This window comes from Microbacterium sp. LjRoot205 (assembly GCF_056175745.1).
Genome location: NZ_JBGFFH010000001.1, coordinates 118,741 through 136,552, shown reverse-complemented (window position 1 = coordinate 136,552; position 17,812 = coordinate 118,741). Strand labels below are relative to the sequence as shown.

The 17,812-nt window shown below is 68.1% G+C and carries 19 protein-coding genes; 6 read left to right on the top strand and 13 right to left on the bottom strand.

Translation table 11 applies throughout. From position 1 onward, the window contains the following. Positions 1 to 35: 35 nt before the first annotated feature. From pnuC to sigJ, 3 genes are all read right to left on the bottom strand, one after another. Positions 36 to 722 carry a nicotinamide riboside transporter PnuC gene (pnuC, locus tag AC04ME_RS00725; RefSeq protein WP_376708839.1) on the bottom strand — a complete coding sequence of 229 codons (687 nt, stop codon included), beginning with the start codon at positions 720 to 722 and terminating at the stop codon, positions 36 to 38. A gap of 41 nt (positions 723 to 763) precedes the next feature. Next, positions 764 to 1,291: a GNAT family N-acetyltransferase gene (locus AC04ME_RS00720; protein WP_042540414.1), complete on the bottom strand. Its 528-nt coding sequence runs from the start codon at positions 1,289 to 1,291 to the stop codon at positions 764 to 766. 86 nt (positions 1,292 to 1,377) lie between these two features. Next, entirely contained in the window at positions 1,378 to 2,289 is a 912-nt protein-coding gene (gene sigJ / locus AC04ME_RS00715) for an RNA polymerase sigma factor SigJ (RefSeq protein ID WP_455903869.1), read from the bottom strand. A gap of 149 nt (positions 2,290 to 2,438) precedes the next feature. Here sigJ and AC04ME_RS00710 point away from each other — a divergent pair, with 149 nt between their 5' ends. Both AC04ME_RS00710 and AC04ME_RS00705 read left to right on the top strand, forming a co-directional pair. Next, positions 2,439 to 3,191 carry an SDR family oxidoreductase gene (locus tag AC04ME_RS00710; protein ID WP_475433064.1) on the top strand — a complete coding sequence of 251 codons (753 nt, stop codon included), beginning with the start codon at positions 2,439 to 2,441 and terminating at the stop codon, positions 3,189 to 3,191. Positions 3,192 to 3,261: 70 nt separating this feature from the next. Next, positions 3,262 to 4,611 (top strand): HNH endonuclease, encoded by a 1,350-nt coding sequence (locus tag AC04ME_RS00705; RefSeq protein ID WP_475433062.1) that lies wholly within the window; start codon positions 3,262 to 3,264, stop codon positions 4,609 to 4,611. 22 nt (positions 4,612 to 4,633) lie between these two features. On the opposite strand, the gene AC04ME_RS00700 is transcribed toward AC04ME_RS00705, so the two are convergent. Beyond that, a complete protein-coding gene (locus AC04ME_RS00700) occupies positions 4,634 to 5,551 on the bottom strand; it encodes a DUF808 domain-containing protein (protein ID WP_475433060.1) in 918 nt (305 codons plus the stop codon). A 151-nt stretch (positions 5,552 to 5,702) separates the two neighbouring features. Between AC04ME_RS00700 and msrB the strand changes: the two genes are divergently transcribed. Beyond that, on the top strand, positions 5,703 to 6,173 hold the full coding sequence (msrB, locus tag AC04ME_RS00695; RefSeq protein WP_042540424.1) for a peptide-methionine (R)-S-oxide reductase MsrB: 471 nt from the start codon (positions 5,703 to 5,705) through the stop codon (positions 6,171 to 6,173). Continuing rightward, positions 6,170 to 6,715: a peptide-methionine (S)-S-oxide reductase MsrA gene (gene msrA, locus AC04ME_RS00690; protein ID WP_042540426.1), complete on the top strand. Its 546-nt coding sequence runs from the start codon at positions 6,170 to 6,172 to the stop codon at positions 6,713 to 6,715. Before msrB ends, msrA begins: the two co-directional genes overlap by 4 nt. A 58-nt stretch (positions 6,716 to 6,773) precedes the next feature. Here msrA and AC04ME_RS00685 read toward each other — a convergent pair whose 3' ends face one another. The 3 genes from AC04ME_RS00685 to AC04ME_RS00675 form a co-directional block, all read right to left on the bottom strand. After that, on the bottom strand, positions 6,774 to 7,583 hold the full coding sequence (locus AC04ME_RS00685) for an alpha/beta fold hydrolase (protein ID WP_475433057.1): 810 nt from the start codon (positions 7,581 to 7,583) through the stop codon (positions 6,774 to 6,776). Positions 7,584 to 7,666: 83 nt separating this feature from the next. Beyond that, positions 7,667 to 9,118: a catalase gene (locus AC04ME_RS00680; RefSeq protein ID WP_475433055.1), complete on the bottom strand. Its 1,452-nt coding sequence runs from the start codon at positions 9,116 to 9,118 to the stop codon at positions 7,667 to 7,669. Between the two features lie 64 nt (positions 9,119 to 9,182). Continuing rightward, positions 9,183 to 9,605, bottom strand: coding sequence for a Fur family transcriptional regulator (locus AC04ME_RS00675; RefSeq protein ID WP_042540432.1), 423 nt, complete (start codon positions 9,603 to 9,605; stop codon positions 9,183 to 9,185). Positions 9,606 to 9,698: 93 nt separating this feature from the next. Between AC04ME_RS00675 and AC04ME_RS00670 the strand changes: the two genes are divergently transcribed. Beyond that, complete coding sequence (locus AC04ME_RS00670; protein WP_475433054.1) at positions 9,699 to 10,229, top strand: hypothetical protein; 531 nt, start codon at positions 9,699 to 9,701, stop codon at positions 10,227 to 10,229. A 3-nt stretch (positions 10,230 to 10,232) separates the two neighbouring features. Then, positions 10,233 to 10,829: a class I SAM-dependent methyltransferase gene (locus tag AC04ME_RS00665; RefSeq protein WP_475433053.1), complete on the top strand. Its 597-nt coding sequence runs from the start codon at positions 10,233 to 10,235 to the stop codon at positions 10,827 to 10,829. 92 nt (positions 10,830 to 10,921) lie between these two features. Here AC04ME_RS00665 and AC04ME_RS00660 read toward each other — a convergent pair whose 3' ends face one another. From AC04ME_RS00660 to AC04ME_RS00635, 6 genes are read right to left on the bottom strand one after another with little or no spacing between them, the layout of a single operon-like run. After that, complete coding sequence (locus AC04ME_RS00660) at positions 10,922 to 11,578, bottom strand: histidine phosphatase family protein (RefSeq protein ID WP_475433978.1); 657 nt, start codon at positions 11,576 to 11,578, stop codon at positions 10,922 to 10,924. A 40-nt stretch (positions 11,579 to 11,618) separates the two neighbouring features. Further along, positions 11,619 to 13,661: a hypothetical protein gene (locus AC04ME_RS00655; protein ID WP_475433051.1), complete on the bottom strand. Its 2,043-nt coding sequence runs from the start codon at positions 13,659 to 13,661 to the stop codon at positions 11,619 to 11,621. A gap of 4 nt (positions 13,662 to 13,665) precedes the next feature. Next, entirely contained in the window at positions 13,666 to 14,664 is a 999-nt protein-coding gene (locus tag AC04ME_RS00650) for a glycoside hydrolase family 130 protein (RefSeq protein WP_079113809.1), read from the bottom strand. Between the two features lie 34 nt (positions 14,665 to 14,698). Further along, positions 14,699 to 15,538: a carbohydrate ABC transporter permease gene (locus AC04ME_RS00645; protein WP_475433049.1), complete on the bottom strand. Its 840-nt coding sequence runs from the start codon at positions 15,536 to 15,538 to the stop codon at positions 14,699 to 14,701. Between the two features lie 2 nt (positions 15,539 to 15,540). Next, positions 15,541 to 16,506 (bottom strand): carbohydrate ABC transporter permease, encoded by a 966-nt coding sequence (locus tag AC04ME_RS00640; RefSeq protein ID WP_042540441.1) that lies wholly within the window; start codon positions 16,504 to 16,506, stop codon positions 15,541 to 15,543. 10 nt (positions 16,507 to 16,516) lie between these two features. Then, positions 16,517 to 17,785: an extracellular solute-binding protein gene (locus AC04ME_RS00635; protein WP_042540443.1), complete on the bottom strand. Its 1,269-nt coding sequence runs from the start codon at positions 17,783 to 17,785 to the stop codon at positions 16,517 to 16,519. Positions 17,786 to 17,812 lie beyond the last annotated feature (27 nt).

Here is a 17,812-nt window from a genome sequence, read left to right as displayed (position 1 = left end):
CGGGGCGACACATTCGTCGGTCGAGTCCGGCCGGGTCAGCCCCGGTCGCCGTCGACTGTCTTCGTGGTGGAGGTGATCGGACGCGGATCGGGCATGATCGTCTCGACCTGCGGTTTGGCGTTCGCCTGCGCTCGGCACCAGACGACGAATCCGACCGCGGTGAAGACGCCGTAGAACACGTACATGAGTCCGGTCGCGTAGAAGCCTGAGCTGAACAGCAGCGGCACGCCCACGACGTCGACGGCGATCCAGATCAGCCAGAACTCCGTCCACCCCTTGGCCATGCCGTAGGTGGCGAGCAGGGATCCGACGAAGGTCCACGCGTCGGCCCACACCGGCTCCCACGAGCCGAGGGCGCGGAACAGGGGAGTGAGGGCGATCGTGCCGATCACCATCACGAGCACCAGGCCGATGCGCGCGCTGTTCGGTGCCCACCGGGGCGTGACGCGACCACCCGACGACGAGGCCTGTCGCCAGCGCACCCACCCGTAGATCGCCACGATGATGAACATGACCTGACGACCGGCCTGGCCGAGCAGGTGCGGCAGCTCATGATCGGGATTGAGGATGGATCCGAGGAAGACGGTGAGCAGCAGCAGGTTGCCGACGATGCCGACCGGCCACGCCCAGATCTTGCGCTGCATGCCGCCGAGTGCGCTGGCGAGGCCGAATGCGTTGCCGACCACCTCGCGCACGAGCAGCACCTGGCCGCCGGGCAGCATCCACTGCGAGTTGAAGGCGTCGACCAGCCAGAGGAAGACGTTCACTTCGTCTCGTCGGGGAAGGGCCGCTGGTCGAGCACCAGCTGCAGGAACGTGAGGTCGAGCCAGCGATCGAACTTGGTGCCGACCTGCGGCATGCGCCCGACCTGCATGAAGTCGAGGCGCTTGTGCATGATGATCGACCCCGTGTTGCTGCTCTCGATCGCGGCGACCATCACGTGCTTGCCGAGGCTGCGGGCGCGGTGGATGAGCTCGATCATCAGCGCCTTGCCGATGCCGCGACCCCGCTGGCCGTCGCGGACGTACACCGAGTGCTCGACGGTGTGCCGATATCCGCTGTGCGGGCGCCAGTCGCCGAAGGTCGCATACCCGAGCACGCCGGTCTCGTCGACCGCGACGATGACGGGATAGCCGCGGCCTGTGCGCTCCGCGAGCCAGGCGGCGCGGTCTTCGACCGTGACCGCCTCTTCATTCCAGATCGCGGTGGTGTTCAGCACCGCATCGTTGTGGATCGCCGTGATCGCTTCGAGGTCGGCGGTCTCGGCATCCCGGATCTGGGGGTCGCTCATCGGCTTCTCCTGCATCTGCGCTCGGGTGCGCACTGCACGACGGTAGCAGGATGCCGGGGCGGGGGCTCTCGGGCACCCGCTTCGCCTCACTGCGACGAGTTCCAGTAGGTGAGCTTGGCGGGGTTGAGCACGATCCACAGCTGGGTGATCACACCCGCCTCGACGTGCACGTTCATGACCGAATGCACGTTCTCTCCGTCGCGGAACACCAGGCCGAGACCGTCGCCGAAGTGCTTCTCCTCGGCGGTGAAGTGCGGGTTCTTGGCCGCGATCCCGAGCAGGAAGCGCGCGACGTTGTCAGCGCCGCTCACGACATTGCGGGCGGCGCTGACCACGCCGCCTCCGTCGCTGCGCAGTTCGACGTCCGGTGCCAGGAACTTCAGCAGCGGGGCGACCTCGCCCGTGCGCGTCGCCTGCTGGAAGGCCCGCACCACGCGGTCGTGCTCGGCGCGGGGCACGGCGGTCGCCCGGTTCTCGCGCACGTGACGACGAGCGGATGACGCGAGCTGCCGCACCGCCGCGGAAGATCGCCCCACGGCCTCGGCGATCTCGTCGAACGGCACGGCGAAGACGTCGTGCAGCACGAAGGCGACGCGCTCGGCGGGAGTCATCGCCTCGAGCACGACCAGCAGCGCGGTCGAGACGTCGTCGTCGAGAGTGATGCGATCGAGAGGATCTTCGGGCGTCGAGGCCGTGCGCGATCCGATCGCTCCGGCGAAGAGCTCGGCCGGAACGGGTTCGGGCAGCCACGGTCCGACGTACTGCTCGCGCCTGTGGCGGGCGGAACCCAGAAGGTCGAGGGCGACGCGTCCCGCGACGGTGGTGAGCCAGCCGGCGGGGTTCGCGATGGTCTCGCGCTCAGCTTCGGTGAGCCGGTACCAGCGCAGGTAGGTCTCCTGCACGACATCCTCGGCATCCGCCAGAGTGCCGGTCATCCGGTATCCGAGGGCGAGCAGGCGTCGCCGCTCGCGGAAGACGTCGTCGAGGTCGTCATCCATGGGGTGCCTTTCGGATGCGGGTGCGAGTGTGCTTTCGCAGGATATGACGACGGAGCAGGGTGGACTGTGAGGCCTCACGTTCTCGGATGCTGATTCGTCATCTGATGCAGGAGGCGTGGACGTGCGCCCCGGAGCGGAGAGGGAATCGGATGAGGATCGCGGTCGCAGGAGGAACAGGGGTCGTCGGTCGGCACGCCGTGGAGGCGGCGCGGGCGGCCGGTCACGAGGTGGTGGTGCTGTCGCGGTCGTCCGGAGCCGATGTGCTCACCGGCGCCGGACTGGACGAGCGGATGCAGGGGGCGGATGCCGTCATCGACGTCACGAACACGACCACGCTCTCGGCTGCGAAGGCCGTGAAGTTCTTCGAGACGGCGACCCGCAATCTGCTGGCCGCGGAGTCGCGAGCGGGTGTCACGCACCACGTCGCTCTGTCGATCGTGGGGATCGATGGCATCGACGCCTCGTACTACGCGGGCAAGCTGGCGCAGGAACGCGCGGTGGCTGCAGGGTCGGTGCCGTTCACGATCGCGAGGGCCGGTCAGTTCCACGAGTTCGCCGGACAGCTGCTGTCGAGGATGTCCGGCCCGGTGGCGGTGCTGCCGAAGCTGCTCATGCGGCCGGTGGCTGCGCGCGAGGTCGGGGAGCATCTGGTGCGTGTCGCCGAGGGCGCGCCGGCCGGGCGTGCGTCCGACCTGGTCGGGCCGAGAAACGAGGTTCTCGCGGATGTGGCGCGGAGGCAGCTGGCGTTCGACGGAGTGCGCCGGCGGGTGCTGGGGGTGCGGCTGCCCGGCGCCTACGGGCGAGGGCTGGCGTCGGGGTCGCTGCGCGGAGGGGCGGATGCTCTGCAGGGTCGGATCACGTTCGATGAGTGGCTGCGGGGTGACGACCACCTGCCTTCATGAGCTCGATCTCCTGCTCCAGCGGATTCCGGCATCTCGCTCGATATTCGAACATCTGTTCTAAAATGGAGACATGCCCTCATCCCGCCTGATGCCGCTTCTCGAGGCCTTCGAGCGCCTCGGCGACGTCTGGGGTGACGCCGAGGAGTCGGCGGAGCTCTCGCGCATCGAGCTGCTCGACGCGCATCGTGCGGTGAGCCAGGCGCAGCGATGCCTCGACGGGCTCCACGCCGAGCTCGCGGCGACGATCGCGCACGAGTCGCGGTCGGAACTCGGCCCTGACGGGTTCGCGAAGCAGCATGGATACCGGAGTGCTGCGGCGATGATCGCCGCGCACACGGGTGGGTCGGCCGGCGACGCCAAACGACTCATCGCGGTGGGGCAGGCAGCGGCGCCGCGGACGAATCTGTTGGGTGAGGTCCTGCCCGCGCGGTATCCGGCGCTGGCGTCGGCGCTCGCCGCAGGGGAGATCTCCGTCGCGGCCGCCGCGCTCATCGTCAGCCTGCTCGAGCGGATCCGACTCAAGGTGGGGTCGGCTCGGGTCGAAGAGGCCGAGCGTCTCCTCGTCGGCAGGGCAGCGGGGATCTCCCTCGCCGACGTCGGCAAGCTGGTGGCCCGTGCCGAAGCCTGGCTCGACCCAGACGGCGTCGCACCCAGAGAGCGAGAGGCCCGCGACCGCCGTTCCCTGACGATGTTCGAGCGCGACGGCTCGCTTCACCTCGTGCTGCAGACCGACATCGCCTCGGGGGCGCCGATCAAGGCCGCGATACAGGCCTACGTGGCGGCGTCGTTTCAGTCGCGGATCACCGCGACAGACCCTGACGCGCCGGATGCCGATCGCCGTTCGGTCGCGATGATCCAGGCCGATGCGTTGACCGCCATCTGCGAGCACGCGATCGCCTGCGACAACGGCGGGATGCCCGCATCGGGTGCGACAGTGGTGGTGCGCGTGAACCTCGACCAGCTCATGTCGGGCGAGGGCAGCGCGACGATCGACGGCAGCGACCAGCCCGTGAGCGTCAGCACCTGCCGTCGCATGGCTGCGGGTGGCGGCATCATCCCGGTGGTTCTCGGATCAGCGGGGGAGATCCTCGACTGGGGGCGCGAGAAGCGGTTGTTCACCCGGGCGCAGCGATTGGCACTCGTCGAGCGAGACGGCGGCTGCGCCATGTGCGGTCTCCCTCCGCAGATGACCAAGGCGCACCACATCAGGTGGTGGCAGCGAGACACCGGACCCACCGACATGAGCAACGGCGTACTGCTGTGCGAGTCGTGTCACCATCGCATCCACGACAACGGGTGGGATATCCGCATCGAGGGAATCGGAGCCGCGGCACGGGTATGGCTGATCCCGCCGCGAAGCATCGATCTCGCGAGGACTCCGCGCCTCGGGGGCCGGGCCCGCTATGACATCGCTGCCTGACGTCGATTCCGTGGTGCGCGGTTCAGACGTGCACGTCGGCGGGCGATTCCTCGCCCTCGTGGAAGTTCGGCTTCTTGCCGATCAGGCGGCCGATCCCCAGGATGATCCCGACGATGATCAGACCCGTGATGAGGCCGGCAATGGCCGAGAAGAGGGTGTCGCCGATCCAGACGATGACAGCGCCGAGGGGCTCGAGCGCGTGCTCGATGGCATGCAGGATGTCCTCGCCGAAGTGCACGCCCACCTCGCCCAGGTTCACGAGCAGCAGGTGGCCACCGACCCACAGCATCGCCACGGTGCCGAGGATGCTGATGAAGCGGAAGACCGCCGGCATCGAGCGCACGATCCGCATTCCCGTGTGGCGGACGCGTGCGACCGGGTTCTTGGCCATCTTCAGACCGATGTCATCGATCTTCACGAGCAGGGCCACGGCGCCGTAGACGACGCCCGTCATGAGCAGGGCGATCACCGCGAGGATCGCGAGGGTCGTCCAGATGTCGAGACCGGCCTCGAGGTTCGCCAGCGAGATCAGCATGATCTCGGTCGAGAGGATCAGGTCGGTGCGCACGGCGCCGAGCACCAGCTTCTTCTCGTCGCGGGCGCCTTCATCGGCGTGACCGTGCTGCACGCCGAACCACTCGAGCACCTTCTCGGCGCCTTCGAAGCACAGATAGGCACCGCCGAGGATCAGCAGGTACGGCAGCACCCACGGCGCGAAGGCGGTGAGCACCAGCGCGATCGGGATGATGATCACGAACTTGTTGACCAGCGAACCGAGCGCGATCTTCGCGACCACAGGCAGCTCGCGCGCCGGCGTGATGCCCTGCACGTACTGCGGGGTCACCGCGGCATCGTCGATCACGACGCCCGCGGCTTTCGCCGAGGCCTTCATCGCCGCGCTGAGGATGTCATCGACGACGGCGAGCAGTCCAACCGACATGTGCGTCTCCCTGTGGTGTGTGTGGCTGAGCAACTCTATCGACTCCTTTCAAACTCACAGCCCGCTCACAGTCCTGCGGGACCAAAACAGGCGCCCGCCTGGTTCTCCTCTAAGACGCTGCAGCCAGCCGCGTCGGACAAGGAGTCAGATCATGTCGAACGAGTACCGTAAGAACCCCGCGGCGGTCAGCGACCTCACGCACCTGCAGTACGAGGTGACGCAGGAGGATGCCACCGAGCCGCCCTTCCGCAACGCGTATTGGAACAACCACGACGACGGCATCTACGTCGACGTCGTCTCGGGCCAGCCGCTCTTCGCGTCGACCGACAAGTTCGACAGCGGAACCGGATGGCCGAGCTTCACCAAGCCCATCGAGGCCGATGCCGTGACCACGCGCACCGACCGCAAGCTCTGGATGACGCGCACCGAGGCGCGTTCCACCGGCGCCGACAGCCACCTGGGGCACGTCTTCGACGACGGACCCCGCGATGCAGGAGGGCTCCGATACTGCATGAACTCCGCCGCCCTGCGCTTCATCCCGGCTGACAGCCTGGAAGATGAGGGGTACGGTCGCTACCGTCACCTCTTCCCCACCACCCCCACCTCTGAGGAGCAGTCATGACCGACACCGGAACCATCACCCGCACCCCCGGAGCCGAGACCGCCCTGCTGGCGGGCGGCTGCTTCTGGGGCATGGAAGACCTGATCCGCCGCCAGCCCGGCGTGCTCGACACCCGTGTCGGCTACACCGGCGGCAGCAACGACCACGCCACCTACCGCAACCACCCGGGTCACGCCGAGGCTGTGGAGATCGTCTTCGACCCCACCAAGACGACGTACCGCGACATCCTCGCGTTCTTCTTCCAGATCCACGACCCGTCGACGAAGGACCGTCAGGGCAACGATGTCGGCTCGAGCTACCGCTCGGCGATCTTCCCGCTCAGCCCCGAGCAGGAGGCCGTCGCCCGCGACACCATCGCCGACGTCGACGCCTCAGGCCTCTGGCCGGGCAAGGCCGTGACCACGATCGAGCCCGCGGGCCCGTTCTGGCAGGCGGAGGAAGAGCACCAGGACTACCTGATCAAGTACCCCAACGGCTACACCTGCCACTTCCCGCGTGCGGGATGGGTGCTGCCGAAGCGCGAAGAGAACGCGACGGTCTGACCGTCACCCCGAGAGCCCTTCGTCACCTCGTGACGGAGGGCTCTTCTCGTGCCTGCGGTCAGCCCTCCGACAGGAACGCCAGCGCTGCTTCCTTGAACGCGCGGGACCCCGGAGCGTTGAAGTGGTTACGATCCGGGATCTCGAAGAACCGCCCCTGAGGGGCTGCGGATGCGAGCGCGCGCGAGCCTTCGATGATCGCGTCCTTCGAGCCCGTCGCGAACAGGATCGGGCTCGAGGGGGCGTTCGACGGATCGGGGTCGATCGTCCGTGACGACCGCATCCCCTCCGCCAGTGCCACCAGGGCTTCGAGGTCGTTGCCCGGCACGCGCTCGGTCAGCGTGATGTAGTTCTGCGTCGTCGCATCCGACACGGGCGTGCCGTCCGCCAGGTACGCGCGCACCTGATCGAGATCGAGCCGGGCGAGAGGGATGCCGTCGGGCACGCCGCCGAGCACGGCACGACCGATGCGATGCGGAAGATCACGCACGACCTCCCAGCCGACCCGCGCGCCGAGCGAGTATCCGACGTAGACGGCTTCATCGACGAGGTATGCGTCCATGACCGTCTCGACGTCGGTCGCGAGGGTGCGGATGCCGTACGCGTCGGCCTGATGCGGCTTCTGACTGAGGCCATGGCCCCGCTGGTCGAGCGCCAGCACGCGGTATCCGGCCTTGGTGAGTTCGCGCACCCAGCCCGTGAGCACCCAGGTGTCGCGGGCGCTCGACGCGAAGCCGTGCACGATCACCACCACCGGCGCATCGATCTCGCCCCATGTGTACGTCGCGAGGCGAGTGCCGTCAGCGGCGTACACCTGCTGGGGTTCGGGCATGTTGGTCAGGTCGGAGAGAGGAACAGCCACGGCATCCATTGTCCTCCTCCTGCGATGCCCGGAGACGCCGAGACCCACCGGCCCCGAGGGAACGGTGGGTCTCGGTCGTCAGCAGCTCCGGCTCAGAAGCGAGCGCGCAGGGCCTCGCCGAGCGAGCCGTCGACGTTCGTCCAGTACTGGAAGAAGCGCTCGCGGATCGCGTCGATCGTGATGGCCTGTCCCTGACCGGTCAGCGTGTCGAGGAAGCGCGCGCGCTGCTCGTCGTCGAAGACCGTGCGGTACAGCGTGCCAGCCTGACCGAAGTCGTCGTCGTCGAGGTGCAGAGTCGCCGCGGCGCGGATCAGCTCGCCGTCCGACTCCCAGCTCGCCTCGACACCCGCGGCAGGGTCGGCCGTCGGTCCGCCGGCGGGGCCGTACGAGTTCGGCGTGTAGACGCGGTGCTCGGCCGGGTTGAACTTGTACTGCATCTGGCCTTCGTGCATGTAGTTGCGCACCTCGGCCGCATGCGGCTGGTTGACCGGAAGCTGGTTGTAGTTCGCGCCGATGCGGTAGCGCTGTGCGTCGGAGTAGGCGAACACCCGAGCCATGAGCATCTTGTCGGGCGAGATGCCGGTGCCGGGAACCTGGTTGCCGGGCGAGAAGGCGGCCTGCTCGATCTCGGCGAAGAAGTTCTGCGGGTTGCGGTCGAGCGTGAACGTGCCGACCTTGATGCGCGGGTAGTCCTTCTTCGACCAGGTCTTCGTCAGGTCGAACGGGTTGAAGCGGTAGGTCTTGCCCTCGTCGTAGGGCATGACCTGCACGTAGACATCCCAGGAGGGGGCGTCGCCGCTCGCGATCGCGTCGAACAGGTCGCGACGGTAGTAGTCGGCATCCGATCCTGCGAGCTTCTCGGCCTCTTCGGCGCTCATCGCCTCGACGCCCTGCTTCGACAGGAAGTGGTACTGCACCCAGAAGCACTCGCCTGCGGCGTTGACCCACTGGTAGGTGTGCGAGCCGTAGCCGTTCATGTGGCGCCAGCTGCGCGGCAGGCCACGGTCTCCCATCAGGTACGTGACCTGGTGGGCGGACTCGGGAGAGAGGGTCCAGAAGTCCCACTGCATGTCGGCGTCGCGCAGACCCGAGTCGCCGAGACGCTTCTGCGAGTGGATGAAGTCGGGGAACTTCATGGCGTCGCGCAGGAAGAAGGTCGGGGTGTTGTTGCCGACGATGTCGAGGTTGCCCTCGGGCGTGTAGAAGCGCAGCGCGAAGCCGCGCACGTCGCGCCAGGTGTCGGGCGAACCCTGCTCGCCGGCGACCGACGAGAAGCGCAGCAGCGTCTCGCTCTGAGCGCCGGGCTGGAAGGCTGCGGCACGGGTGTAGGCCGACACATCCTCGGTCACGGTGAAGGTTCCGAAGGCTCCGCCGCCCTTGGCGTGCGGGTTGCGCTCCGGCACACGCTCGCGGTTGAACGACGCGAGCTTCTCGACGAGGTAGCGGTCGTGCAGGACCGTGGGTCCGTCTGCTCCGACGGTGAGCGAGTGGGCGTCGCTCGCGACGGGAGTGCCCGTCTGGGTGGTGGTCGATGGGTCGGTCATGTTCTTCTCCTTCTGCGCACAGGGACGACGATCACCCCGGGTGCCCGGGATCGGACGTCGGATGCTACTGCGCGGCGTTCTGGCAACTGGGGCACAGGCCCCAGAAGGTCACTTCGGCTGTCTGGACGGTGAATCCCCCCGCCGAAGACGGGGTGAGGCACGGCGCTTCGCCGACGACGCAGTCCACATCGCCGATCGCACCGCACTGGGTGCACACGATGTGGTGATGGTTGTCGTCGATGCGCCGTTCATAGAGCGCCGCGGAGCCTGCCGGTTCGATCCGGCGGATCAGACCCGCCGTCGTCAGGTCCGCGAGGATGTTGTGCACCGACTGGATCGACGTCGTCGGAAGCACCTCGGAGACGGCGCGGAAGACCCGCTCCGCATCCGTGTGGGCCATGGATTCCAGAGCCTCGAGAACGGCGACGCGGCCCGCGGTCGCACGCAGCCCGGCACCGCGAAGTGCCGAGTCGAGTTCTGTCTCCATGCCTCGACTCTAGCGTCTCTTTTGAGTAATTCAAAAGAATGGCGTGTCGGCCGCGCGGGTTGCATCCTGCACACGTGCACGTAGCGTGAAGGGATGTCTACGACAAGAGCGGCAGCAGTGGGACTGATCCTGATGGCGGGCGTCGCGCTCGCCGGATGCAGTGGCGAACCCTCAGGGTCGGGCGAGGGGTCCCCGTCGCCCTCCGCCTCGGCGTCGAGCCCCACGCCGACCCCGACTCCGGACGCCGAGGCGGATGAAGCGCTGCTCCCGGTGCCGGTCGAGGAGATCGCCGACTGGGCGAAGACTGCCGTTCCCGGCGGAGACGCCGACGGATACGTCTTCGGCTTCTCCGGGTGGATGAGCGAGAACAGTTCGGCCCACGACGTGACGTCCTTCACGTCACTCCCGTCGGGGTCGTACCAGGCTCAGTTCGCCTGCAGAGGTGACGGCACCATCACTCTCGTGACCAGCGAGCTGGACGAGGGAGACCCGGCAGAGCCGGTCGTGTGCGCGAACGAGACGATCGCCTTCGACGTCACGAATGCTCGCATAGGGATTCGATTCGCCCTCGCTCTCGAGGGCGCCCCCACGGTCCACGCGCTGTCGCTGCAGCGGATGAGCTGAGCGATGGCCGACGACATGAGGGCGCTGTGGAACCGGGAGGCCGAGACGTTCGACGAAGCCCCGGACCACGGTCTTCGAGACCCCGGTGTCCGCCGTGCCTGGGCCGATCTCCTGCTTCCGATGATCGGGCCGCCGGGACGCCGCGTCGCCGACCTCGGATGCGGCACTGGCACGCTCTCGACTCTCCTCGCCGTCGAAGGTCAGCACCTCCTTCATGGCGTCGACTTCTCTCCGGAGATGGTCCGACGAGCTCGTGAGAAGACCGCGCAGGTCGACCCGCGGCCGATCTTCACCGTGGCGGATGCGGCGGTGCCGCCACTGCCGGCCGCGACCTTCGATGCGGTTCTCTGTCGACACGTGTTGTGGGCGATGCCCGACCCTTCTGCAGCTCTGGCGAAATGGAGCGAGTTGCTCGTGCCGGGCGGCGTGCTGATCCTGGTCGAGGGGTTGTGGAGCAACGGCGTGGGGCTACCTGCTGCCGAGTGCGTCCGGCTCGTGGAGCAGGTCCACAGTGACGTGGAACTTCGGCTGCTGGAAGACGACGCATACTGGGGCGGTCCTACGGAGGACGAGAGGTACGTCGTCCGCAGCACCCGGTGAAGACACGCCGAAGCGCGATTCCGGTTCGCTCCCGGAGCAGAATGCGTTCTTCGTGACCGCAGATCGCACCCTGCAGCGATGAGTCTTCGGTGTCAGGACTCCGACGGCGCGAGAGGCAGCTCGAGGCCGTAGTTCCAGGTCAGGATCGCCGGCTGCTCGCGGTAGAAGCTCAGCACCGACACCGATCCGGCGTCCAGCGTGATCTGAGCGCCGAAGCGCGGCGCGAGGCGCAGATAGACCGCGGTGAGGATGCGGAGGAAGTGCCCGTGCGCGACCAGCGCCACATCACCCTCGGTCAGCTTCGGCAGAACCCGGGTGAGCACGCGGGATGCGCGGGCCGCGACCTCCTCGACGGTCTCGCCCGGCGTGGCGCCGCGGATCACTCCGTGAGTGAATGCGCTCCAGTCGTAGCCGAGCTCCTCGCGGATGTCCTTCGTCGTGCGGCCCTCGTATCCGCCGTAGTCCCACTCGACGAGCAGCGGATCGATCTCGGCGTGCAGACCGGCGAGCGCGGCCGTGCGCCGGGCGCGCTCGAGCGGCGACGACAGCACGAGCGAGAAGTCGTAGTCGGCGACCAGCTGTCCGGCACCGCGGGCGAGGTCCTCGCCCCGCGCCGTGAGCGGGATGTCCGTGAGGCCGGTGTGCAGGCCGGCCTTCGACCACTCGGTCTCGCCATGGCGCAGGAGCACGAGCTTTCCCGTCGGGTTGTCGGGCGCGGGGCGGTCGGGCAGCTGGTCATAGACAGGGATCGCAGGCACACCGCAACCGTAGCCCGACGTCGGGGCCCGGTCACTGCGTGATCGTGAACCCGCCGCCGCGCACGCGCACCTTTCCGCCGCCGACGGCCTGGCCGCGCTGCGATCCGTCCGCCTCGTAGGCTCGGCCGGCACCGCGTGCGAGCGCAGCGACCCGCTGGTCTCGTCGAGTCCCGTTCGCATAGAGCACCGCCGAGCCGGAGGCCGTCGAGTACACCGCGTTCGCGACGGCCGGCTGGATCACCAGGGCGTCGAGCCGCAGGTCGCCGGTGCTCGTGCATCGCACGGTCACCGCCTCGGCGGGCAGCTCGCCACCGAGCAGCTGCGGCACCAGCATCCCGTCGGCTTCGGTGAGTCCGCGCTCGCCGGTGCCACCCGCGGGCGTGCGAGTGCTCCACAGACGCCGGCGACCGCGGAACACCTCCCATACCGCGTCACCCGCATCCGCCGCCTGTCTCCAGACGAGGCCGTGCAGGATGCCGTCGGCCTCGGTCACATCGAACTCGACCGACTCGCCCGCGGGAACGCGCACGTACGCGCCACCCGAGAGGTTGCCCTCGCCGGTCCAGGCGCCGCCCTCGGGGCGCACGACCACGCAGCCCGCCGAGAGCCGGGCGCCCTCGGCATCGATCACTCGCAGCCCCGAGAACGACGACAGCCCGGTGATCGACGTCGCGATCCGGGCGATGTCGCGGTTCGCATCCAGCAGCAGCATCGTGAGCAGTCCGTGGATGGTGGACTCGGCTCCGGAGTTCCGATTCACACGGCCGTCCGTCTCGACACCGTCGAAAGTCACACCGGTGGCCGGGTCGTAGACCGGAATGCCCGCCGTGTTCGCGCCGAAGAACCACCCTGCGGCGAGTCCTGCGAGCACCCGCAGTCCCTCTCCGCCGACGGATGCCGCCTGCACCGCCGCCGCGACGCGACCGTGTGCGCCGTAGGCGATCTGCGCCTCCGCGGGCAACGGCGCCCAGGCGTTGTGCGGACCGCCCGTGGCGAGCACCTGCGGGGTGAAGGTCCCGGCATCCGCGACGGCCGCCGCAGTCCACTCGCGACGTCGCAGCAGCGCACCGGCGCGAGCGAGAGCCTCGGGGGCGGCCGCACCCCAGGCGTGCCAGAATCCCAGCGACCCGGTCCAGGGCAGCACGGCGCCGAACGGCCAGCCCTTCGCAGGATCAGTGGCCATCGCCGCGACACCTTCTCCATACGTCTGCAGAGCCTGTCGGCTTCGGGCGTCTCCGGCCTCGGTCGCGGCGGCGAGTCCGAGCATGGCCTCGGCCGTGGCATCCGCTCCACCCGCGATCAACCAGGCGGGGAGGTCGCGTCCGTCGCTGCGCACCCACTGCCCGGCGCGCGACAGCGACTCGCGACCGAGCGCATCGAGGGCCAGATGCAGCCGCGAGAGCAGGAACGCCGCGAACTCGGCATCCTCCCGTCGGAAGGCCGCGTGACCCTCACCGAACGCCCACACCGTGCGCGCCAGCCAGTACGACTCGGCGGAGTCCGACGGATCCGGCAGCTCGACGGGGATCGCGCTGGGATTCAGCGTGCCGTCCTCCTGCTGCCACAGCACCACGCGGCCGGCATTCGGCCCGCTGGTCGTCTGCAGGAACGCCAGCGACCGCAGCACATCGCGTGCCTCGCCGCGAGCCTGCGCGTCGCCGGTCGCCTTCCATTCGCGCAGGAACACGACCGCGGCTCGGGCGATGTCATCCGCGTTGTACGCGCCCTGTGTCCAAGAGCCGGTCACGGCGTCGCGAGTGCCGCCACCCACCGGCCGGTAGCCCCCGGCGCCGTCGGCGTCGGCATACGTCCATGGCGCGAGCACGCGCGGTGAGATGTCGATGTCGAACGTGGTGTGCGTGACGCTCGCCACGACCGGCACCTCCGCGAGCAGAAAGCGCAGGTGCGCGAGGTTCGTGAGTCGCGCCCCGGCACCCGCCCCCGCAGGCGGAGACCCGAGAGGCAGGCCGGCAGCGGACGCCGACGCCTGCGCCCCGGCCGAATCCAGCGGCAGGAGCGCCAGCGCCGAGGTGGCGGCTGCCGCGGTCAGGAAGGTCCGTCGGGAGATGGCCATGGTCTCATTCCTCGCCCGTGTTCGAGTCGGCGCCGTCTCGCAGTGCGCGGCCCCACGGCTGGGCGGGGTCGTGGATGGCGACGGCCAGGGTCGTGTCCGACTGCCCGTAGTACGCGAACCACCGGCCCTGGAACTTCACGAGTCCCTCGACGAAGGTCACGTTCGAGACGAGCCCGTGCATGTCCTCGAAGGTCTGCGGACGCAGCCACGGCTCCTGCAGCCGCGCGAGCACCTTGGTCGGCTCATCGGGATCGATCGCGATCTGGCCGCAGCGGTAGTCCACGTCGACCGAACCGTCTTCGTGCACGGTCCTGGTCGCCCCGTTCGTGAGCATCACGAGCAACCCGTTGTCGGTGACGACAGGCGAGGTGCCGATCTCGACGAGCGCCTCGTCCCACGTGCCGGGGGTCGGCGAGTACATCGGCTCGGTGTCGGGGGTGCCGGGCGTCCAGTGGAGGAGATCGTCGCTGGTGGCCCAGTAGATGCCGCCCTCGCCGAAGTACATCCACCACTTGCCGTGCATCTTCTGCGGCACGATGACCCCGGCCTTCGACCAGTTGAACCCGCGGGGGTCCATGGTCTTGAAGGTGTCGAAGTCGTCGAACAGCGGTCCGTGCTTGGTCCAGGTGCGCAGATCGGTCGAGGTCGCGAGGCACAGCTGCGCGCTGCGCCGATCCCAGCCGGTGTAGGTCAGGTAGTAGGTGCCGTCGATCAGCGCGATGCGCGGATCCTCGCATCCGTAGCGCTCGTAGTCCTCGGAGGGCGAGAGGATCGGTGCGTCCTCGCGGGTGAAGTTCACGCCGTCACTCGAGCGGGCGATGCCGATGTGCGAGACGATGTCGTCTGCGTGCGCCCGGTAGAGCAGCACCACCTCGTCGCCGTCGACGAGAGCCGCCGGGTTGTAGAGGTTGGCCGACTCCCAGCTGTCGCCCTTCGGACGCAGGATCGGGTTGCCCTCGTAGGGGGTGAACGGGCCGAGGGGGAAGGATGCTCCGGTGAACATGGGGGTCCTTTCGGGGATTCTGGGGAGGGGCCGGTCAGCCCTTGACGGCCGCACCGAGGTTGGTGGCCCGGAAGAAGCGCTGGAAGACGATGAACAGGATGACGACGGGGAACGCCAAGGCGGTCGCTCCGGCGAGGATCGCGCCGTTGGGGTTCGCCGTGGACTGCGCCACGTTCGAGATGTAGTTCGCGAGGGACACGGCGAGCGGTTGCAGCGATGCGTCCTTCGTGATGAGGAACGGCCAGAGGAACTCGTTCCACGGGCCGATGAAGGTGACGAGCACGACGGTCACGAGCACCGGCTTGATGAGCGGGATCGCGACCGAGGTGAGCAGGCGGATCTCGCCGGCGCCGTCGATGCGGGCGGCCTCGAAGATCTCGACGGGCAGCGCTTTGAAGAACTGCACGAAGATGAACACCGCCGTCGTGTTGATGAGGAACGGCAGGATCATGCCCATGTACGAGTCGCCGAGCCCGTAATTGCGCGTGATCTGCACGTACAGCGGGATCATGAGCAGCTGGAACGGCACCATCTGCACCAGCAGCATGAGCACCCAGATCACTCCGCGACCGCGGAAGTCGAGCCGCGCGATCGCATACCCGGCGAGCAGTCCGAACACGACGGTGCCCAGCAGCACGCCCGCCGTGAAGATCAGCGAGTTGAGCAGCGAGCCGACCAGGTCGATGCGGGAGTCGATCGCGAGGAAGTTGTCGATCGTCCAGCCGCTCGTCGGGAAGAGCTCGTCGGGCGAGTTCGTCGGGTTCTCCTGGAACGCCCCGACCAGCATGAAGTAGAACGGGAACGCGAATCCGATCGCCGCGACCGTGAGCAGGATCACGCTCAGGATGCGGGGCAGTGAACGCTTGCGTCTCATGGTCATCGCTCCCTGGTGGCGCGGTTGGCGGCGAGCGACAGCATGCCGACCAGGATCACGAGGATCATGCCGATCGCGGCCGCGGTGTCGGGGTTCTGCTGCTGGATGCCCAGCTGGTAGATGAGCAGCACGGGTGTCGAGGATGCGCCGTCGGGGCCGCCGCCGTTCGTGAGCAGGTACGGCTCGGTGAAGAGGTTCGCTCCGGTGATGATCGACAGGATCAGCACGAGCGTGGTGGCGCTGCGCACACCGGGAACGGTGACGTTCCAGAAGCGCGAGAACGCGCCCGCGCCGTCGGTCTCCGCCGACTCGTAGAGCTCCTTCGGCACATTCTGGAGTGCGGCGAGGTAGAGCAGGATGTAGAACCCCAGCTGCTTCCACGTGACGTACAGCGCGATCATCGGCATCGCGAGACCGCTGTTCACCAGCCACGACGGATCGGGGGCGAGTGGCCCGAGGATCGTGTTGATCAGGCCGTTGCCCGAGAACAGCAGCATCCACACGCCGACGAGCGAGACACTGGCCGTCAGATACGGCACGTAGAACGCCACCCGGTAGGCGGCGACCCAGCGGATGCCGGTGTTCAGCGCCGCCGCGAGCACGAGCGAGAGAACGGCGGTGAGCGGCACGTTGATGACGAGGAAGATCAGGGTGTTGCGGAACGATCCGAGCACCCTCGGGTCGGTGAGCACGGTGACGAAGTTGTCGAAGCCCACGAACGGCCGGTCGACGTCGACATTGGGTGCGGTGAAGAAGTAGTCGTGGAAGGCGATGTAGACCGCGAATCCCAGCGGGAACGCGAAGATCGCCAGCACGAAGACCAGATACGGCAGGGCGAAGAGGCCGCCGATCGGCTGTGCACCCAGCAGTCGGTTGCGTAACCGCGCCCTCGGTGACCGGCCCGCGGACGGGGCCGGGGCGGTGGTGCCCCCGGCCACGTCCGCGACGGCGTCGTCTCGGAGAGTCATGTGCGGCTCATCACTCGGCGACGAGATCGTCGATCTTCGTCGCGGCGTTCTTCAGGAAGTCGTCGATCGACTCCTTGCCGAAGATCACGGCGGCGGAGTACTCGTCGCGGAACGCCTGCCAGGCCTCCACGGAGTTCGGGATGCTGGGCACGTCTGCCGTGGCCTCGGCCTGCTCGGCGAACGCCACGTAGTTCGGGTTCGCGTCGAAGTAGTCGGCGTAGGTCTCGGTGAGGTCGGTGCGCATCGGCATCTGGCCCGTCGCCTCGAGCAGCTGGCCGTCGCTGTCGACGCTCGTCGAGAACTTCAGGAACTCCCATGCGGTGCCCTGGTTCTCGCACGCGGTGAACATCGAGACGCTCTTCGAGTCCGCGAACGTCGTCGGGTTCTCGCGACCGTCGCTGGTCGGCACGGGCATGAACCCGACGTCCACGGTCTCGGCGTACGAGGGGATGGCCCACGGACCGGCGAGCTGCATGGCGGTCGTCCCCGCAGACATCGCGTCATCGGTTGACGCCTCGTTGGGCGAGAGCTTCTCGTCGTAGAAGGTCTTCCAGAACTCCGCGACCTCGCGCCCGGCATCCGAGTCGACCGTCGCCGCGCCGTCTTCGACGAGCATGGTGCCGTCGGTCTCGGCGAGGTACAGGGGATAGAAGTCGAACCAGGGCTGGTAGAACTCGCTGGTGGGTGCCGGCCAGATCGCGCTCTGCACTCCGGATTCGACGATCGCGCGCGACCCGGCGAGGAACTCGTCGTACGAGGCCATCTGGGGGTCTTCGGGATCGATGCCCGCAGCCTCGAAGAGGGCCTTGTTGTACATCACCATGACCGGGTTCGACTTCCACGGCAGCTGGTAGAAGCTCCCGTCGGTGGCATACGAGTCGACCTCACCACCGCGCTCGGTGATGTAGTCGCTGCCGCCCTCCATGGTGCTGAGGTCGACGAGCCCGCCCTGCTTGACCCAGCCGGAGACCGCCGCCGGAGCCACGTTGTAGACCAGGCAGGGTGCGGTGCCGGCGGTGATGGCGGCGGTGATCGCCTCTTCCGACGACGAGCCGGCGGGGATCTCCTGCGCGTTGACCTTCTCGTCGGGGTGCTCGGCGTTCCAGGCCTCGACGACGGCGGTGCCCCAGGCGACCTCCTGCTCGTTGTTCGACAGCCAGATGTCGATCGAGCCGGTGCCCTCGCCCGAGGCATCGCCGCCTCCACCTCCGGATGAGCATCCGGTGGCGACGAGCGCGACCGCTCCCAGGAGCGCTGCTGCGCGGATCTTCTTCTTCATGTTGTCCTCCTTGACGCGATGGTTCGG

Bases quoted from the DNA above. Each gene is read 5' to 3' on its own strand.
- pnuC (WP_376708839.1), bottom strand. From the start codon at position 722: ATGCTGCCCGGCGGCCAGGTGCTGCTCGTGCGCGAGGTGGTCGGCAAC.
- AC04ME_RS00720 (WP_042540414.1), bottom strand. From the start codon at position 1,291: ATGAGCGACCCCCAGATCCGGGATGCCGAGACCGCCGACCTCGAAGCG.
- sigJ (WP_455903869.1), bottom strand. From the start codon at position 2,289: ATGGATGACGACCTCGACGACGTCTTCCGCGAGCGGCGACGCCTGCTC.
- AC04ME_RS00710 (WP_475433064.1), top strand. From the start codon at position 2,439: ATGAGGATCGCGGTCGCAGGAGGAACAGGGGTCGTCGGTCGGCACGCC.
- AC04ME_RS00705 (WP_475433062.1), top strand. From the start codon at position 3,262: ATGCCCTCATCCCGCCTGATGCCGCTTCTCGAGGCCTTCGAGCGCCTC.
- AC04ME_RS00700 (WP_475433060.1), bottom strand. From the start codon at position 5,551: ATGTCGGTTGGACTGCTCGCCGTCGTCGATGACATCCTCAGCGCGGCG.
- msrB (WP_042540424.1), top strand. From the start codon at position 5,703: ATGTCGAACGAGTACCGTAAGAACCCCGCGGCGGTCAGCGACCTCACG.
- msrA (WP_042540426.1), top strand. From the start codon at position 6,170: ATGACCGACACCGGAACCATCACCCGCACCCCCGGAGCCGAGACCGCC.
- AC04ME_RS00685 (WP_475433057.1), bottom strand. From the start codon at position 7,583: ATGGATGCCGTGGCTGTTCCTCTCTCCGACCTGACCAACATGCCCGAA.
- AC04ME_RS00680 (WP_475433055.1), bottom strand. From the start codon at position 9,118: ATGACCGACCCATCGACCACCACCCAGACGGGCACTCCCGTCGCGAGC.
- AC04ME_RS00675 (WP_042540432.1), bottom strand. From the start codon at position 9,605: ATGGAGACAGAACTCGACTCGGCACTTCGCGGTGCCGGGCTGCGTGCG.
- AC04ME_RS00670 (WP_475433054.1), top strand. From the start codon at position 9,699: ATGTCTACGACAAGAGCGGCAGCAGTGGGACTGATCCTGATGGCGGGC.
- AC04ME_RS00665 (WP_475433053.1), top strand. From the start codon at position 10,233: ATGGCCGACGACATGAGGGCGCTGTGGAACCGGGAGGCCGAGACGTTC.
- AC04ME_RS00655 (WP_475433051.1), bottom strand. From the start codon at position 13,661: ATGGCCATCTCCCGACGGACCTTCCTGACCGCGGCAGCCGCCACCTCG.
- AC04ME_RS00650 (WP_079113809.1), bottom strand. From the start codon at position 14,664: ATGTTCACCGGAGCATCCTTCCCCCTCGGCCCGTTCACCCCCTACGAG.
- AC04ME_RS00645 (WP_475433049.1), bottom strand. From the start codon at position 15,538: ATGAGACGCAAGCGTTCACTGCCCCGCATCCTGAGCGTGATCCTGCTC.
- AC04ME_RS00640 (WP_042540441.1), bottom strand. From the start codon at position 16,506: ATGACTCTCCGAGACGACGCCGTCGCGGACGTGGCCGGGGGCACCACC.
- AC04ME_RS00635 (WP_042540443.1), bottom strand. From the start codon at position 17,785: ATGAAGAAGAAGATCCGCGCAGCAGCGCTCCTGGGAGCGGTCGCGCTC.